Here is a 17580-nt window from a genome sequence, read left to right as displayed (position 1 = left end):
GGCTCGTCTATGTCAGGCGTCGTTGAGCCTGTTACGACGCAGGCCCACGCGCGCAAACAGGGCGTCCGCTTCCGGTACGCGCAGCGCCCACGTTAGCGCCAGATACAGCGCGGCCCCTGCCAGCGAGACGACTGCCATCAGCGTCAGATCCGCCCCCGCGCCCTGAAGGCCCCGCGCGATGAGAAAGCGCGTCAACGGGTCTGTCAGCGCCCACAACGCGAGCCCGGTAACGCCCGCCGCGATAGCTAGCTTGCCAAACGATCGCGCCATGGCCGCAACGCCTAATGTCACGCCATGACGGCCCTTGAGCGCAATCGCCAGAACGGTCATATTCAACAGCGTGATCAGCGTGGTCGACAGCGTGATGCCGCCAATGCCGTAGTGCGAGACCAGCGCCGCATTGAGCAGATATTTAACCCCAATCGCCAGAAAGCCAACGAGCATCGGTGTCACAGAATCCTGAAAAGCGTAAAATACGCGCGTTAACGTATCGCGCGCAAAATACGGCAGCATTTGAAATGCCTGAAACACCAGCGCCAGCGTCACCAATCGCGTGTCGCCTGCGTCAAAGCGCCCGTGCTGAAAGGCCACGCGAATCGCCGGCTCGCTCAGCAACAACAGCAAGGTTAAAATGGGCAGGCTGATAAACCACAGCGACACGACGCCCATTCTGAAATCGCGGCGCAGGTCGTCCCAGCGCTGATCCGCCACCGCGCGCGAAAACCGGGGGAACACGGGAACCAGAAACGCTGTTTGAAGCACGCCGATAGGCAATTGCAGCAGGCGATTGCTCAATACAACGGCAGACCAGCCTCCTTCAGCGAGTCGCGCGGCGAAGAGCATATCCACATAGGTCATTAATTGACCAATCGTTACGCCAATCATCATCGGAAACAAGACTTCGCCAATCTGGCGAAGCTCAATTGAGCGCCACGCGGCCAGAGACGGTTTCAGCGTAAACCCAAAGCGCAGAAAATCTGGTAATTGCAGGGCCACCTGAAACACGGCGCCCGCCAGCGTCGCCCACGCCAGCAAATTGCCGTTGGCATGAGCAGGATCTTCCGGAAATGCGATCAGGGCCAGAATCATCGCAACATTGAGCGCCGCAGGAGACAGCGATGGCCAGACATAGCTGTGATACACATTGACCAGCCCGTAAAAGACCCCAATCACCCCGCCCAGAAGCATCACCGGCGCCATGATGCGCAGATGCGTCGCAGCCATGGCGATCATCGCCGGATCTCCGCCGGGCAGCAGCGCGCGCAAGAGCGGCTCAGCGTAGAAAAACACCAGAATCGACAGCAGCGAGAACGCGCCGCCTGTCAGCGTCAGCACTGTACTGGCCAGTTGCCGCGCCAGCGTTGAGGGGCGCTCGCCAGCGTCAATCAGCCGTGAAAAAACTCCCACGATGGCGGTATGGAACGGGCCTCCCAACCCGCCGAGCAACACGATGGCAAACGAGGGAATCTGCACCGCGGCGAAATAGGCGTCCGACGTTATCGACGCGCCATAAGCCTGAAATATCTGCCAGTCGCGCAACGCCCCGAGCAGCTTGGCCAGCACCGTAATTACGGCGATCAGTCCGGCGGCGCGCAGAAGGCTGGGGGCCCGGCGCGCAGGCGCTTCAGGCGCGGCGTCAGGGAGTGGGGGCATAACGGCAGACGAAAATCACCTGGAAGTGCCAGTAAGTCGGAAATGGCAGACGGCGCAACCAGCGCAGCAAGCCTGCTGAGCGCGCCGGATAGCGCATTACCCAGCGATAAATCGGCGGCACGGTCGGGAAAATGCCATGGCGTTCGAGAATCTCAAAGCGATGCCGCGTAATCAGCTGCTGATATTCCAGCGCTGGCCGATCGCCGGGATGATGCGACAGGGCGGCGGTCCGCAGCAGGCGCCCGCGAAACAGCATCTTGAGTCGCGCCGTAAAATGCGCCAGATTGGGAATCGACACAATCAAGAGGCCGCCAGGCTTCATCACACGGGCAATCTCGGCGAGCGCCCTGTCTTGATCGGGATAGAGCAAGTGCTCCAGAACATCCAGACACAGCACCGTGTCGAGCGCCGCGTCCGGGAAAGGCAAATCGGTGAGGCTGCCTTCGCGGACGTACTCGCTGGCGTAGTTTTTATCCACCCCGACAATCTGCCAGCCTTCGCGGCGATAGCGATCCACCAGCACCCCTTCGCCGCACCCGGCATCCAGAATCTGATCGTCCGCAGCGTGATAGCGACGCAACGCCGTATCAATCGCTTCCAGCTTATTCACATAGATAGGATAGTAACTCCAGTTAGGATCGAGGTTGCGGTGAAAATCCCCATGGCGCGCGTACTCGCCCTTGCGAATAACGCGAGGATCTTCAGAAGGCGTTGCAGGAGGCGTCGTATCCACAGTCGAAATCTCGATTAGGCAGAATCTCTTTTGAAGCGCGAATCGGTCCGTCATTCCCATCATCTGGCGAAGGGCGCGACGGCCTTATTGAAGCACAGAAGCGGCGATTCACGCACACGCATCAGCCAAGAGAAAATCCGGCCGTTGCGCGCTATAATAAAACGCACGCAATGCAGGCGCAGGCTTTTTCTAGCGAGGCGCACGCTCATGGTGGATCCGGTTCGGTCGGTTTCGGTTCGCTATTATCCGGCGACGTTTCCGCTGCGCGATGCCCGCGTGGCGGCTTTGGCGCTCGGTCAAACGCCGTCGGCCCCGCCGCCTGCAGCAGAGACGGCGATTTCGCCCTATACGCTGGCGCTGTTTCAGTATGCCGCCAACGCCCTGCGCGCCGATCCCGCGTTTTTGGGCGCAGATCGGGCTCAATTGCCGTTATGGCTGTTGGCGCAAGCCAATTTTGCGCCTGCGCTCGCCGTGCGCGCTTCGGATCTAAGTCAGGCCCCGATGAGTGATCAGACCCGCGCCCTGTTTCAGCGCGCCATTCAATTCTACGATTTGGAGCAGCGCATTTCGCGCGACAAGCTCATGGCATTCTTCGCCGCGTTTGACGCCAACGGCCAGGGCCTGACCTACGACGCCCTGCGCGCGCTGAATCTGGCGACCATGAACCGCGAACAGGCGGAAGTCGCCAAAGCCCTGATGCGCGATAAAGGGTTGTTTCTGACGCTGGCCTCGCTGGATGGCGATCGCGGGGCGCTGTCGCTTCAGGACATCTGGATCGCGTCCGCCGATCAGGATGTGATCGTGTTGAATGCGGATGTTATCAGCCAATTGCGCTCGGCGACGCAGATTCCAGCCTCAATGCCCGATTCGACGCGCGATTTTCGAGAGGTCGCCGGCGCGTTGATGCGTTTGACCGGCCCCGCTGGACATGGCATTTCGCAAGAAGGCCTGCAACGCCTGAATTTGAACGCCGTCACCACGTTGTCGGCGCACGAAAAAGCCTGGGTTGAGCAATTACGCCAGCCCCAGACGCTGGCAACCCTGGCGCCGCTCAATATCGCGCGCGATGAGTTATCGCTGGCGGCGATGCGCGCCTACTGGGCCTTTTATCACCTGCCGGGCGCGCGTTCCGCCGAATCGGGGGCCGCCGCATTAATTCTTCCGCCCGCCAATCTAAGATTGGGGCCGGTGGCGTCGGTCGGCGGCCAGTCTGCCATGGCGGGCGATTTGAGCCAGCCCCATCCCGGGGCGGCGCCCGATCGCGCCGCGCTGCCGATGGGGATCGAGGATCTGACGGCGCTCATGGCTTTTTTACGCTCTCATGGCAGCCTGAGCTACCGCCAATTATTGGAGACAGCGGGAGAAACGCCTGAGCAGACGCATGCCTTGGCGCTTCTGCGCGACCCGGCCCGCTTTCGGGAAATGGCCGCTTTGGACGGGCATGCCGCTTCCCTGTCGATCGGCGACGTAGAAACGCGCGTCCGTCAGCGCGTGAGCGCCGCGCTTACGCCTTCGGGCGAGGCGCCAAACCCTTAGAGGGAGCAGGGGCTGGAGACGTTTTCGCCGTCGGCGCATATCCCTGCGGGGGCGCGGGAGGATATTGCCTCTGCGGCCTGGGCGGATAAGAAGGCTTGGGCATAAGCGAAATCGCGCTCATCAGTCAGACTCCTCAGAGGATCGCCATGGCGTTGATTTCCATCGCTTTAACGGCTGGCGCGCGCCGCCTGGGCGCCGTTTTATCACGGGATTCACGGGACAGGCGCGCGGCGCAGCGGTATTATCGCTGACAAGGGGCGCGCATGGCAAACGGTCCCATGCCGATCATTCTGCGGGCTTGCTCTAATCCCGTGATGAGGGGACGGCGAGGAACGCCGATTCGTATTACAATGGGCCCCATGAGTCCCCCATAACCCGAAAGGGCGTCCAAATGCCCCCGACCGCTATTCATCCCGTCGCTTCCGTCCTGATTATGCTGGGCATGCTCAGCGTGCTGATTATCGCGCACGAACTGGGCCACCTGTGGGTCGCGCGGCGCTGCGGAGTTCGCGTCGAGCGTTTCGGATTCGGGCTGCCAATGGGCCCGACGCTCTGGTCGAAAAAAATCGGGGACATCGAATACTGCCTGCATCTGGCGCTGTTTGGCGGCTATGTCGCCTTTCCTGACGATAATCCGGATTCGCCGATTCCGCCGGATTCGCCGCAACGCTTCGAGAATCGTCCGCTGCCGCAGCGCTTCGCCATTGCCATCGCCGGTATCGCGGTCAATGCGATTCTGGCCTGGCTGATTATGATTTTTGTCGCGATGATGTGGGGCCTGCCCGCCCCGCACGCGCCGGTCGCCATCAAGGAAGTCGTGAGCGCGCACATGCCAGCGGCGCAGGCGGGCCTGCGCCCCGGCGACGTCATTACGGCGGTCGATGGCAAGCCGCTGTCGACACGACGTTACGACGGCAGCTATTTCGTAACGGAAACGATTCGCGCCCACGCCCAAAAACCGCTGACATTCTCGATCCTGAGAGGCGGAAAAAATCCGCCTGTGACGCTCACGATCACGCCCAACGAAAAAGGATTGATCGGTATCCGGATGGAAGGGGGCGGGTCTCAGCGCTATTTAAATCCACTCGCCGCCGCTGGCGAGTCGCTGGCCTTTCTCGGTGATATCACCGTGCGCAATTTTGCGGGTCTGGGCAAGATCTTCAGTGGTAAAGGCAACTGGGACGACGTTGCTGGCCCGGTCGGCATCGTCAAGGCGGGCGGAGAAGCGATCCAGTACACAGGCCTGCAAACCGGCTTTCTGCTGATGGCCATTATCAGCGCCATGCTGGCCGTGATGAATCTTCTGCCCATTCCGGCGCTCGATGGCGGGCATATTCTGTTCCAGGCCATCGAGGCGGTGAAGGGCTCGCCGGTGAGCAAGAAGATCCAGACCGGTTTTACGCAGGCGGGATTTTTCCTGCTGGCGGGGTTAATGGTGTTATTGCTGGGCCATGACCTCTATAAAATTGCGCAGGGCAAATCAGATTTCCGGCGCGAACCGCCGCCTGCGACGCAGACCGCCCCGGTCGGCGCCGCCGCGTCTAAATCCCCAGCAGCAGTTCCGTCAGGGTCCGCGCCAGCGCCAGCCCCATCAAAGCCATCATCAGGCGCTTCAAAACAATAGGCGATACGCGGCTGGTAAGACGCGCGCCCGCCATGCCGCCAAAAAACGCGCCGACGGTCAGTAACATGGCTTCGCGCAGGGGCAGGATATCGGCTTGCCACTTGCCCAATAGGGCTGCCGCCGAAATCATCAGCACGGTCGCCGATCCCGCGCCAATGGCATTGCGCATCGGCAGGCGCAGCAGAATCGTCATAATAGGAATTAAAAACAGCGACCCGCCGATACCCAGCACGCCGGACAACACGCCAACGCCCACCGCGAGCAGGGCTGCTCGTGGAAGCTCCGGCAGGCGCAGCGCATCTCCCACTGACAGGACTAAGGGCGTTTGCTCTCCGTGATGCGCCTTGTTGCGGCCAAACATCGTCATTACGATGGCGATCACGGCAACGAGCAGGTATTTCAGGAAGCGATCATCGAGTTGTCCCGATAACAGGCCGCCCCAGTAGCCGCCGCCCAGCGCCGCCGCGCCCAGAGGCAGGGCGACCCCCCACAGCACCGTCTTACGCCGCGCGTGGGCCCATGAAGAAGACACGCCGCTTGCCACCGCCTGCATGGCGGAAGCCGCCGTCGCCGCCTTGACGCCCAGAGCCGCAAAGCCCATCAGCGGCAGGCCATACATCAACGCAGGAATCATCATCAACCCGCCGCCCACGCCCAGCAGGCCGGACAACACGCCAATCAACGCGCCGAGAATCAGCAGAGCAAGCGGTTCACTCATAAAAACAGGCGAAGGCGAGCGCCAAAGGCCCGCAAAACGATGCGACGCGCGTATTATCGCGCAAACGCATTACAATCTGTAACCAAAATCGGCGGACCGCGCATCTTTTTGACTGGAGGGACCTTGATGCCCTCAAGATTTCGAGCGAGCCCCGGGGAGAGCCTTCAATCATGATCACAACGGGCGCATTCACGCCGCCGCTTGCCTGGCAGAGTGTGAGCGATGCGCCAAGAGCGCTGGGCGCGCCGAGGCCGCGCTTTGGCAAAGACGCCGATTCTGGCGCGGAGGGTATGGATGGCGCTGACAGCCTGAACAAGGTCTTTCCCGATATCGCGGCCCCGTCCGTGTGTGAGGAAGACGTTGAGGCGCAAGCGGCTAAAATCACATTAAAAGACGGTTTCTTTAACGCCGTGGGCCAGTTCGCCCGTTGGCGCTGGATGGCGTGGCAAGCGTCGCGCGGCGAAAAAAAGGCCGATCAGTATCTGCCTCCCTCCGTCAAAACCGCGATTCGTCGCTACAAATGGTCGCAAGCCTATTGGCGCGATAAATGCTTTGGCGCGCCAGGCGCATGCGAGCGGATGATCATCACGCTCAAGGGGCCACCCGCCATCAAGGCTATGCAGGCGCGCGTAGAATCGACGCGTGGAGCCCTTGAAAAACTGCGCGCCATGGATACGTTTTTGCAAAACGTGGTGGGCGATAATATCCTGTCTAAAGGGATTCGCTGGATGGGCCAGCGCGAGATCAGACGCAAAGAGCGCATCATGACGCTCTACGGCCCATTGCTTGATCAAGTGCCCGCCTTGCCCATGCGCGACTATGAACCGGTTCTCAAACGCCTTCAGGCCGTCTTCAATCAAAAACGACCTCAAGACCCCATTCAACAAATCGACAGAACCCTAGGCGTCGGGTCCATCGCCCAAGTGTTTCTGGCCACTACGACGCACGGCGAGCGCGTGGTCATCAAGGCGCGACGTCCGGACGCAGCGCCGCCCGCCATCGAGGCGCTACGCGATTTCCTGTATTATCAGGCGCTCACCCAGGTGAAAGATAAAGCGGCTGCGATGCGCGAAACCAATGCCACCATCCGCGTGCTTCAGGACGAGGTCCAGCTTGAAGGCGAACAGGACAAGGCGCGGCGCGTGGAAAGCTGGCTCCAGAAAAATGGAAGCGATCTGCGCGTACCCACGGTCTTCGCCTCCTGTGAAGACGGTATCGTCCAGTCCTACGCTGGCGAGCGCACCCTCAATCAGGTCGACGCCCAGCAGCCGCAACTCAAGCAGACGCTTCTCAAGCGGATCGCCCCGGATTTGATCATGATGAGCCTGCTCTCCCCCGATAAGTATCTGGATTTCCATGGCGGCAACCTCATTCTGTCGGACGTCGCCGATGAGTCGTCAGCGCCTTCCGCGTCGCTGATTGACTTTGGCCGCATGGCGCGCCTGCATGAGACGCGCCAATCGTCGTGGCTAGCACTGATGCGCGCCGTTTATTCGCAACCTGACTTGAAGTCCGCCGCCTGCGACGATGCGGTCACAGCCGCTCTTTCTCCCCTGCTGGAGAACGGCCAGGCGCAGAAGATGGACGTAGTGAAACGCTACCAACTCCTTCAGTTTGTCTTTGACGACATGCTCGACGCTTGGGTGCAGGCCGCCCAGTGGAGCCATCATTCGCAGGGGCGCGACGAGCCGCTGAAACCGCTGTGTCAGCAAGCCCTGTCACGGGAAGACGCCCGTAATGTCCACGCCAAACTCACCAACCTGATGCGCGGCTACTTTCTGGCCCCGCCCGAAGCGGACGCCGAAAGCGACCCGCAACGCGCACTGGCCGACCCGGCGACGTTTTTAAAGATTTTCGACCAATGCGTCTACGAAAAAACCCAGTGGCGCCAATCCGATTCGCTTTTCAAGCACAACACGACGCTTCCCACGCTGCTGTCGATTGAAAAAGCCCTACCCGGCTTTGATGACGTGCTGCGCGCGGCCATGGCGGGCGATGCGGCTGCCTATCGCCAGCAACTGGACGCGCTGTGTCAGGACCCCGCCAAACGCGCGCGCTGGGCGATGATGACCTGCGTCAATCGACGCATCAACGATCTGGCGACGCGTCTGGCGACTGCCTGGCCGGGAAAAGCCACAAACGCCCAGGAAGCGGCTCATTTCAAACGCAATCTAGGCCATTACCTGCGCCAGACGTTTGGGCTGAACAAGCCTCAGGAGTACTTGCCCGCCGGGCGCGAAAAAATCGCAGCGGCAGCGGCGTCTTAAGCGCGTCCCAGCGCCCACTCCTGAGCCAGCCCGCGATACACCGACACCAGACGCTCAGCGGTCGCCTTCCAGTTGTGGCGTTCAAACACGGCCTCCTGACCGCTGCGCCCCATGCGTTGACGTCGCGAGCGATCGTCGTGCAGCGTCAACACCGCATCCGCCAGCGCGCGCGCGTCGCCTGAGCGATAGGTAAGGCCGCCCTGAGTTTCTGCCAGATAGCGTACCAGCGGCTTGCAGTCAGCGGCGATAATCGGCTTGCCGTACAGATGATAGAGATACGCTTTGTTGGGAAACGTCGCGTCGGTATGTTCATTGGCCAGATGCGGAATCAGGCAGATGTCCGCCGCCTGAATGTATGAGGCGAAAGCCGTTTCATCCAGCCAGCCGGTGAAATCCACGCAGTGGTGCAGGTCCAGGCGATCGATGAGATGATCCAGCCGCTTGCGGTAATCCGGGCGATATTCGCCTGCGGCGACAAACTTCAAGCCATGAATCTGGTCCTTGAGGGTCGCCACAGCCTCCAGAGCGGTCTGGATGCCGCGATGCTCACTGTTGAGATGGCCAACGTAGGTCAGTACAAAATCGTTTTTGTAGTGGCGAATCACCTCAGAGTCTGGCTGCACGGCCAGGAATTTATCAATATCAACGGTATTGGGAATCACCGACACCTTGGGCGCGCGTACGCCCTTGGCGAGCAGGCGGTCGCGCGCTTCTTCGACTACGGTAAGAACGCGATCGGCTTCGCGGCAGACGTAACGCTCAACACGGTCCCATTTTCGGCGCGCGCGCGCCCCGCGTTGCGGCGATTGACGACCTTTGAGCATGGCCATCAGCGCCGGGTAATGTTCGTGGAGATCGGCGACCAGCGGCAAGTCTGCCTGAGACGCCGCCGCCAGCCCCGTGCTGGCCAGACGCAAATCGTGAATATGTAGAATATCTATCTCGTAACGCCGAATAAACCGGCGAATCAGCGTAAACCAGACCGGATCCAGATTCCAGAACGTCTGCGCCGCACGTTTGGCCAGCCCGCGATACGGAAACCGCGTCGGAAACCCAATCAGGGGGACGCGATAAATCACCTGCTCAGGATCCACGCGATGCAGCCGTATTCCTTGATACTCGTCATCTACCGTCCACTCGTCGGCGTCACGCCCATACGCTTCGCCAGGCGCGCGCGCGCACAACAAATGCACCTCAAACCCTGCGCGAATCAACGCCAAGGCTTCACGCTCCACCCTTGCGTCCGGCGGGAAGCGTTGATCGAGCACCATGCCCACCCGCAGCGCCCGACCCGTCCGGGAGGAGCCGTCAGAAGCCGCCGCTGCGCCAGAAGCGGAAGAAGGGGGAATGGGAACAGACATACAGGCGAACCCCCGACAGGTGGATGGCCAAACAGCGGTTGCAAGAGAAATTGGGAAAAACGGGAAAAATCTGGAGAAATCTAAAGACCGAAAATCTCCCGAAAATTCAGCGATGGGCAGTCGTCAGCGCGGCATCATACACGGCGCGCAACGCCTGCATTTGCGTCTCTATCGTAAACCGTTGGGCCGCAGCGCGTCCAGCATTATTTGCCAATGTGCGCCGCAGATCCGGTTCGCGCCAGTAGCGCGCCAACGCCGCCGCCAGCGCGCGAGCGTCACCGCACGGATACAGCAGACCCGTACGCTCGTGTGCAATAATCTCGGGAATTCCACCCGAATCCGCGCCAATGCAAGGCGCGCCGGCGGCCATCGCTTCAATCAGCGCGCGGCCAAAAGGCTCGTCCTTCGACGGCAGCGCCAGCGCGTCGATGCCTGCGTAAAACGGCCGCAGATCGTCCAGCACGCCCAATAGACGCACGCGATCCCCGACTCCCAACGCATCGAGACGCGCGCGGATAAAAGCCTCATAAGGCGCGTCCACGAATTTTCCGGCCACCACCAGCTCAATCGGCGTCGCGTCTCCTAAAATAGCCAGCGCCTCGATTAAATCGCCAAAGCGCTTGCCTGCTGTCAGCCGCCCGACGTAGCCCACGCGTAAGCGCCCTTCTGCGGGCGGCCATAAGGGCGCGACCGGCGTTTGATTCGCCGCCATCGCCACAGCGTTTGGCATCACAACAAGGCGCGCGGTCGCCTCCTGCGAGAACTGCGCCGCCACCGCCTGCGAAATGCATAGAATCCGGGTTGAAAAAGCCTCCACCACGCGCCGAACGCCGTCTGCGCCGAGCGTCGGGCGTAACTTGGGATTATCGCTGACAAACAGCTCGCGAATGTGCCACACATGCGGAATTCCGGCCAATCGCGCGGCCAGCGCGCCTTCCAGCGATACCAGCGAATTGCTGTGAACAACATCCGCCCGATGCGCGCGCAATAAGGCGGCGAGTGCGCGCGCGCGAGGCCATGCGCTGGCTAGAAGCCCTGCTGCGTCTCCCACGCGCTGGAATCCCGAACGTTGATCGTGCTTAAACCACTGCAAGCGCCGGTGCGTCGCCAGCGTCAATCCGGGAATCGACGCCAGTCGCGCCGTGAGCGGACCCGGACGCGCGATCGAGACCACTGGCGCTATGTCAAAATCGCGCGCATGGGCCGCCATTATCGCCAGACTCTGCTGCGAGCCGAACAGATCGCCGTCGTGACAGACGTAAAACGCCCGGATCAGCCGACGCTCAGCGCCCACTACAGCAGCCTGAAACTCTCGCGCGCCGCAGCCAGCGTCGCCGTGATATCGTCGGCGTCGTGCGCAATGGACACAAACAGCGATTCAAACGGCGACGGCGCCAGATAGACGCCACGATCGAGCATCGCATGGAAAAACCGACGGAACCGCTCGCGATCGCAGGCCGTGGCGCTCTCGTAATCGATCACGGGCCCATCGCCGAAAAACAGCGTCAACATCCCGCAGACTGCATTGATTGTCACCGAGACGCCCGCCTGTTGCGCAATTTCGCGCAGGCCGTCAGCCAGACGATGGGTCTTATCGTCAAGATCCGCGTAAAAGCCATGGTCGTTAAGGCGGCGCAAGGTTTCCAGTCCGGCGGTCATCGCCAACGGATTGCCTGACAGCGTACCAGCTTGATACATACGACCCTCAGGCGCAACGCAGGCCATGATGTCGCGGCGTCCGCCGTAGGCGCCCACCGGCATCCCGCCGCCAATGATTTTACCCAGTGTGGTGAGGTCGGGTCGCACGCCGTAGCGCTCCTGCGCCCCGCCGCGCGCCACGCGAAAGCCGCACATCACTTCATCGAAAATCAGCAGCGCGCCATGACGATCGGCCAGCTCGCGGAGCCCCTGCAAAAAGCCCGGCTCTGGCGCGATGCAGCCCATATTACCCGCCACCGGCTCGACCATAATCGCCGCCGCGTCGCCCTCGCAACTGGCCAGCAAGCGCTCGACAGAAGCCAGATCGTTAAAGCGCGCGCTCAGCGTGAGGGCGGCAATGGCTGGCGGCACGCCCGGGCTGGCCGGAATCCCCAGCGTCGCGGCGCCGGATCCTGCCTGCGATAAAAACGAATCGCCATGGCCGTGGTAACAGCCGGCAAAGGTGATAATGCGCGAGCGCCCGGTAAAAGCCCGCGCCAGACGGATGGCGCTCATACAGGCCTCGGTGCCCGAATTCACAAAGCGGATTTTTTCGATGGCGGGCATCATGTCGATGACCTGGTGCGCCAGCGCGGTTTCCAACAGCGTAGGCGCGCCAAAGCTCAGGCCATCTTCCGCCGCCTGCTGAATCCGGCGAATCACGTCAGGGTAAGCGTGCCCCAGAATCGCCGGGCCCCAACTGCCCACGTAGTCAATGTAGCGGTTGCCGTCCTCGTCCCACAGATAGGGCCCCAGCGCGCGCTGCATAAAAACCGGCGCGCCGCCAACGCCTTTAAAGGCTCGCACCGGACTGTTGACCCCGCCGGGCATGACGGCGCAGGCGTCTTCAAATGCGCGTTCAGAAAACGGACGTTGCTGGGCGAGGGTTTCCAACGGGCAAGGCGCTCCTGGGACGTCTGGCGGTCAACGCCCGTCAGTGTACGGCGCCCGCGCGCCGCTCGCAATCTTTCGTCCCGACCGCGCTGGCGCGCCTGCTACGAATAAATCCGTTTCGAATGGCGAGCGTCTTCATGCGCGTGGGGCACGACGCCGACTTTGCTGGCGATGCGGTCTTTGACAAGAGGCGCTGTTGAGTCAGCATTAATCGTCACGAGCCGATCGCCCGGGTTCAACAATTGACGCAGTAGGTTCTTCGCAGTAGTAACCTCCCGTTTGGCAAACAGCCAACGTAAAATGGGATTTTCTGGGGGGCTCAGCACGCCCGACAAGCCCACCAAGCTGGCTTCCTTCCCATGCCCGGATGGGCGGTAGGCATAGAGTTTTTCAGGGCTGTTGCCGGTCCTCATATATACCAGCGAATTGCCGTTAGGTTGTTTGCTCACAGCGATCCTGATTCTTTCTGAATCCAGCAGCGCGTTGAACTCACGGCGCGAGAGCGCGCCAAAGCGTGGGGAGGTGGAGGAGGTGTTCATCACAAAGCATTTCCATAGAAGGGGAACAATTAAGGGGCTGATGAGAATCACCCATGAAAACGCCCTCAAGAGGACGAATTGCCTGCGCGCCGCCACGGCGCTCCTCGTCGCGCGAGCCATTGGGCAAGCGGCCCTAGCGCCGGAGCCAGCATCAGCGCCAGAATGGCCCAGAAAAAACCGGCGTAAGGCGCAAGCGCCTCTCCCGCAAACACCAATAAAGCGTAACGAATCACGCGCCCCGCCGTCAAGGCCGGGAGAATTTCGCGCGGGCGGGCGCCGCGTTTGAGCGCCAGAAAGCGCAGCGGATCCACCGGCAGGGGCAAAGCGTTGGCAAGCAGAATGGCCCACGGCGAGATTTTTGCGCCGTCCGGTTCGTTTTTTGACGGTGACTCTGTCTTATCGGGCGTCCGTTTGGCGCAGAAAGCCCCCAAACTTGGCAGGCGCCTCAAAATAGGCTCCAGCATCAGAAATCCCAGCATGGAGCCCAGTGCGCCGACAAAAATAACCACCCACGGGTGATTGAATTTCCCCATCCACAGGACATACGCCGAGATCGGCAACGGGGCCAAGCCGCCGCCAAACAGCGACATCACGAACAACCCCGCCAACGCCCATGCGAAGGCGACGCTCACGCGCGGGCGCCCAGCCGCATCCAGTCGCCGATTTCGACGCGAGACAGGCCGCGCGCCAGCGGTTCGGTCATCACGCGCCACATGCGTCGCTCAACAAGAATGGCTTCGGCCATAACCTGATCAGAGGGCTTGTCGACATCCATACAGCACTCCGCCCAGGGCATTTCCACGGCGCCCGTAGGGCAGTTGGCCAGGCGCGAAAAATGCCGCGCCAGCTCATGAATATCCATTTGTCGCGACAGGGCGCGAAGCAACGCCAGAGGACCCAACTTAAACAGGCTTTTCCACGGCTTCTTGCGGTTGCGATCCACCCATTCCAGCAGCGTTGCGTCAGCGTCGAAGCGCCGTTTGTCGATATAAATCAGGTTGCCGCCAGAATACGACCCGTTTTTTAAGTGAATATAGCTGCGCTTGGATTGCGGATACTGGCGCCGAACCCGCTCGCGCGCCACCAGAGCCACGCCCATCGTCAGGTCGCGCCGCTGACACTCGGCGATGAAATACGCCAGCATCTCGCTGGTGAGCAACGGGTGATCGCCGGAAATAAATACAACGGCGTCAGCTTGAGCCGCCTCTACCCTTGCCAGCGACCCCAGCAGCGAGCGCACCGCGCCGCCCTCAACCGGTAACGCCGTAAACGGCAGCGGCGAGGCGAGAGAGAGAATCGCCGGATCTTCCGCGCTGATGTACAAGCGTGGCGCAGGCGCACTCAGACCCGCGACGGCTTCGATCACGCGCAACACCATGGGTTTGCCTGCAATGGGCAACAAGACCTTCGAGCTCAGCGCGGTGCCGCCCAAAAGCGCCTGATGGCCTTCGCGCCCGCCCGTAAGAATCACGACAGAAAGTTTCATACGCGCGATTTTAGCACAAGAGAGGTCACGATGAAGAGCTAAAACCGCTCAAGGCCTGAGCGAGGGAATTTGCGACTTTTGTCGCATACTCTGGCGCGCGCACCCGGGCGACATCGCGCGGATGCGTCAGATATCCCAGCTCCAGCAGCACGGCGAGCGTTTGCGTCGGTCGGGTCATGACCAGAGAATCCTCGTAAAGGCCGTCGGCGGCGCACGAGAGGTCAAAAACAAGCGCCTGTTGCAAGTGCGCCGCCAACGCACGCGAAAACGGCTGGTAAAAATACCCGCCAACGCCCTGATGCGTCCCATCCGGCGGTTGGGGCGAGCGTCCGTCAGGTAGGGCATTATGATGCAGGCTGAGACACACGTCGCTGTCTTGCGCCATGGCGGCCCGCGCGGACAGCGAAACGGCGCAGTCGCTTTGGCGCGTCATCGCCACGCGCGTAAACCCAGCATCCTGTAATGCGTCACGCAGCGCCAGCGCCACAGCCAGATTCAGATCCTTCTCTGGCGAGCTGTCCAGCGCCAGCGCCCCCGGTTCATCGCCTCCGTGGCCAGGATCAATCAGCAGGCGCACGTCCTGGATGCGTTCAGGCAGGGTTTTCAAGCGCAGCCAGAGGCCGTCCGCATCGCGCCCCCAATCATACCCGGACAAGGAAGGGCATTCGCACGCGATTTCCAGACAATCGGGCGTAAGCTGCTCCCATCGCAACGCCGTCAAGGCAGGGTGCCGCGCCGGTTGCGGCGCAACATCGCAGGCGGCGACCGTCCGGCTCAGGCGCAGCCGAAGTTGGCGGGCCTGCGCGTCAATCAATGTGGGCCCGTCACCCGCGCCCTCGATCGAAATCTTGACGTCGGTTGGCGATTCGGCGCGCGCGCGCAGCAGGCGTACCGGACGCGCGATAAGCGTTTTTTCGGGCGTGTTTTCCATTGCCGCGAGTTTCATGTCTTCTAATTGAATTTCTTCTAGCGCGTCTGCCCGCGTCCAGCCTGCGCAACCGGCGCCCAGACGCGCGCGATGCCATCGCTCGCCCGCCGTTTCTTCGATCGAGGCGTCAATGGCCAACAGGACGCCACCCGGCTGGGGCGTCAGGCGGCGCGCCTGATGTGAAGGCGCAGTTCTGAGAATCGCCTCTTGTCCGGCCTTCACCCGGGCATAGCGCAGTCGCCCGCCAATCGTCAGCGGATGCGCCAAGGTCAAACGGATGGGGGACTCTCCCTTGCGACTGATGCTCAGGGTCAGCGTCGCGGGTTTCGGCTCAGAGTATTCTCCGGCCTCCCCCGGAATTTCCAGGACGGCTTCGCGCCACCCGGCGGCCGGCAGACGCGGACCCGCCCAGTGTAACGCGCCAAAGCAGTTAATACGCGTATCGACCCACTGACCATCTGGCGTAAGTCTGCCAGCAGGCGAAAGCGTCATTGGCGAAGCCAACAAGCCGGGCGCTGTGAGTTCAATCCTCGCGTCGGGCGATGCCAGCGCGCCCACCCGCAGGTAATCGCCCGGTTGGAGCCAGCAAGGTCCCGCAGGCGTTACCGTCTCTGAATCGATCGTAAGCGGCGACGCGGGCGGAATCGGGCGCGAGTCGCGACGCATCACCGTAAATACGTCCTGCGCCAGCATCTGGCCGTGGGCGTCTTTGGCTGTCAGCGTCAGGCGGTTCTCGCCGGGAGAGACATCCACGCTGTCAGCAAAAAACCCCTCTAAAGACAGAGAGAGCCGCTTCAAGCCCGACTCAGAAGGCGCCATCGGTTCTCGCGCAACTTCCAGCGATGCTGTTTCGGTGGGCGCGCGCCCCAAGACCAGTACGGCGTCTTCGTCGCAGCAGTGCCCGTCGGGCGGATACACGCGCTTCATGCGGCGGCCATTTCTTCGAGAATTCGCGCAACAGAGTGCGCCGGATCGGCGGCTTGGGTCACAGGCCGCCCGACTACCAGATAATCGGCGCCGTTTCTTAAGGCTTGAGCAGGCGTACAAATGCGAGCCTGATCGTCGACCCGCGCCTCAAACGCCGGACGGATGCCGGGCGTCACCAACTGAAAATCCGCGCCGCAGGCCGCGCGCAGCGACGCCGCTTCCTGCGCCGAGCAGACCACGCCGCCCAGGCCTGCGCGTTGCGCCAGTTGCGCCAGATGAACCACCATTGACTCAAGCGCCAAGTCAATTTTGAGATCGCGCGCCAGCGTCTGCGCATCCAGACTGGTGAGCAACGTCACGCCCAGCAACAGCGGCGGCGCGTTGTCTTGCGCCGGGTCTGTTGCTGGGCGCGTCTGGTCGACTTGGCGCGCGCTTTCTGCCGCGGCGCGCATCTGGCGTCCTTGACGCGCGCCTTCTACCGCGGCGCGTATCTGGTGTCCATGACGCGCGCCTTCTACCGCGGCGCGTATCTGGTGTCCATGACGCGCGCCTTCTACCGCGGCGCGCATCATGGCTTCGCCGCCCAGCGCGTGGACATTGAAAAAATCCACTCCCTGCGACGCCAGCGCCTGAGCAGCCATCCCCGCCGTGTTGGGAATATCATGCAGCTTCAGATCGATAAACACGCCGCGCGGGCGCGCTTGTAGGGCGGCAATCTCGCGCGCCAGCGCCATGCCGCCGCGATAGAACAACTCCATACCGACCTTGAATGTTACGCCAAGGCCGCACAGCGTCTGGGCCAGCGCCAGGGCCTGTACCGGGCTCATCATATCCAGAGCGATGATCAGGCGGTGCGACAGGCAAGGGGGAGTTGTCTTCATTTGAGATTCTCCTGGAATTTCCTGCGAGTGGCCCCCATGCGCAGGCGTCTCAGCGGATAAGTCGCCCGGGCCTGCATACTATCTCGTGATGCAGGAGGCAGCCCGTTGCCCATTATCATCTCCGTTGGCTGCTTGCGCGTCAACAAGCGCCTAAACGCGTCCAGCGGCCCCCCCCGACGACCCTGAAGCGCAATTTTGGCCCTTCAGGGCCGTTGGCTCTATCAAGCGCTGTCGCCGCTGTAACAGGGATGTTACGCTCACGGCCGCCCTTAACAACTTCTGCGCGCGCGCCGGTTTGATACGCCCAGTGAGATACGTTCCCAGTAAGACCCATC

At 61.7% G+C, this 17580-nt stretch carries 14 protein-coding genes; 3 read left to right on the top strand and 11 right to left on the bottom strand.

Annotated elements, in window-relative coordinates; translation table 11 throughout:
• Positions 1–12: 12 nt before the first annotated feature.
• The gene (gene murJ / locus IPK79_05260) at positions 13–1653 is read right to left on the bottom strand and encodes a murein biosynthesis integral membrane protein MurJ (protein ID MBK8189841.1); all 1641 of its coding nucleotides are present in this window, start codon (positions 1651–1653) and stop codon (positions 13–15) included.
• A complete protein-coding gene (locus IPK79_05255) occupies positions 1637–2386 on the bottom strand; it encodes a class I SAM-dependent methyltransferase (protein ID MBK8189840.1) in 750 nt (249 codons plus the stop codon). Before IPK79_05255 ends, murJ begins: the two co-directional genes overlap by 17 nt.
• Positions 2387–2593: 207 nt before the next feature.
• Here IPK79_05255 and IPK79_05250 point away from each other — a divergent pair, with 207 nt between their 5' ends.
• Both IPK79_05250 and IPK79_05245 read left to right on the top strand, forming a co-directional pair.
• A complete protein-coding gene (locus IPK79_05250; protein ID MBK8189839.1) occupies positions 2594–3922 on the top strand; it encodes a hypothetical protein in 1329 nt (442 codons plus the stop codon).
• Positions 3923–4313: 391 nt separating this feature from the next.
• Entirely contained in the window at positions 4314–5546 is a 1233-nt protein-coding gene (locus tag IPK79_05245; protein ID MBK8189838.1) for a site-2 protease family protein, read from the top strand.
• Here IPK79_05245 and IPK79_05240 read toward each other — a convergent pair.
• Positions 5464–6264, bottom strand: a complete 801-nt coding sequence (locus tag IPK79_05240) for a sulfite exporter TauE/SafE family protein (GenBank protein MBK8189837.1) — start codon at positions 6262–6264, stop codon at positions 5464–5466. The genes IPK79_05245 and IPK79_05240 overlap by 83 nt on opposite strands.
• A 170-nt stretch (positions 6265–6434) precedes the next feature.
• Between IPK79_05240 and IPK79_05235 the strand changes: the two genes are divergently transcribed.
• Positions 6435–8531, top strand: a complete 2097-nt coding sequence (locus IPK79_05235; GenBank protein MBK8189836.1) for a hypothetical protein — start codon at positions 6435–6437, stop codon at positions 8529–8531.
• Here IPK79_05235 and IPK79_05230 read toward each other — a convergent pair.
• From IPK79_05230 to IPK79_05195, 8 genes are all read right to left on the bottom strand, one after another.
• Positions 8528–9892 (bottom strand): glycosyltransferase family 4 protein, encoded by a 1365-nt coding sequence (locus tag IPK79_05230; GenBank protein ID MBK8189835.1) that lies wholly within the window; start codon positions 9890–9892, stop codon positions 8528–8530. The genes IPK79_05235 and IPK79_05230 overlap by 4 nt on opposite strands.
• A gap of 106 nt (positions 9893–9998) precedes the next feature.
• Entirely contained in the window at positions 9999–11186 is a 1188-nt protein-coding gene (locus IPK79_05225; GenBank protein MBK8189834.1) for a glycosyltransferase family 4 protein, read from the bottom strand.
• Positions 11186–12421, bottom strand: a complete 1236-nt coding sequence (gene hemL, locus IPK79_05220; protein MBK8189833.1) for a glutamate-1-semialdehyde 2,1-aminomutase — start codon at positions 12419–12421, stop codon at positions 11186–11188. Before hemL ends, IPK79_05225 begins: the two co-directional genes overlap by 1 nt.
• A 164-nt stretch (positions 12422–12585) precedes the next feature.
• Positions 12586–13023 carry a hypothetical protein gene (locus IPK79_05215; GenBank protein MBK8189832.1) on the bottom strand — a complete coding sequence of 146 codons (438 nt, stop codon included), beginning with the start codon at positions 13021–13023 and terminating at the stop codon, positions 12586–12588.
• A 65-nt stretch (positions 13024–13088) separates the two neighbouring features.
• The gene (locus IPK79_05210; GenBank protein ID MBK8189831.1) at positions 13089–13655 is read right to left on the bottom strand and encodes a hypothetical protein; all 567 of its coding nucleotides are present in this window, start codon (positions 13653–13655) and stop codon (positions 13089–13091) included.
• Positions 13652–14509, bottom strand: coding sequence for a nucleotidyltransferase family protein (locus IPK79_05205; protein MBK8189830.1), 858 nt, complete (start codon positions 14507–14509; stop codon positions 13652–13654). Before IPK79_05205 ends, IPK79_05210 begins: the two co-directional genes overlap by 4 nt.
• A gap of 25 nt (positions 14510–14534) precedes the next feature.
• On the bottom strand, positions 14535–16364 hold the full coding sequence (locus IPK79_05200) for an N-acetylmuramoyl-L-alanine amidase (GenBank protein ID MBK8189829.1): 1830 nt from the start codon (positions 16362–16364) through the stop codon (positions 14535–14537).
• Positions 16361–17245 carry an orotidine 5'-phosphate decarboxylase gene (locus tag IPK79_05195; GenBank protein MBK8189828.1) on the bottom strand — a complete coding sequence of 295 codons (885 nt, stop codon included), beginning with the start codon at positions 17243–17245 and terminating at the stop codon, positions 16361–16363. The genes IPK79_05200 and IPK79_05195 overlap by 4 nt, the downstream gene beginning before the upstream one ends.
• Between the last annotated feature and the right edge of the window lie 335 nt (positions 17246–17580).

It is taken from the genome of Vampirovibrionales bacterium (genome assembly GCA_016712355.1).
Classification (GTDB): Bacteria; Cyanobacteriota; Vampirovibrionia; order Vampirovibrionales; family Vampirovibrionaceae; genus JADJRF01.
Note: the sequence above shows the minus strand (reverse complement) of the source record. Positions and strands in the feature narration are given on the sequence as shown.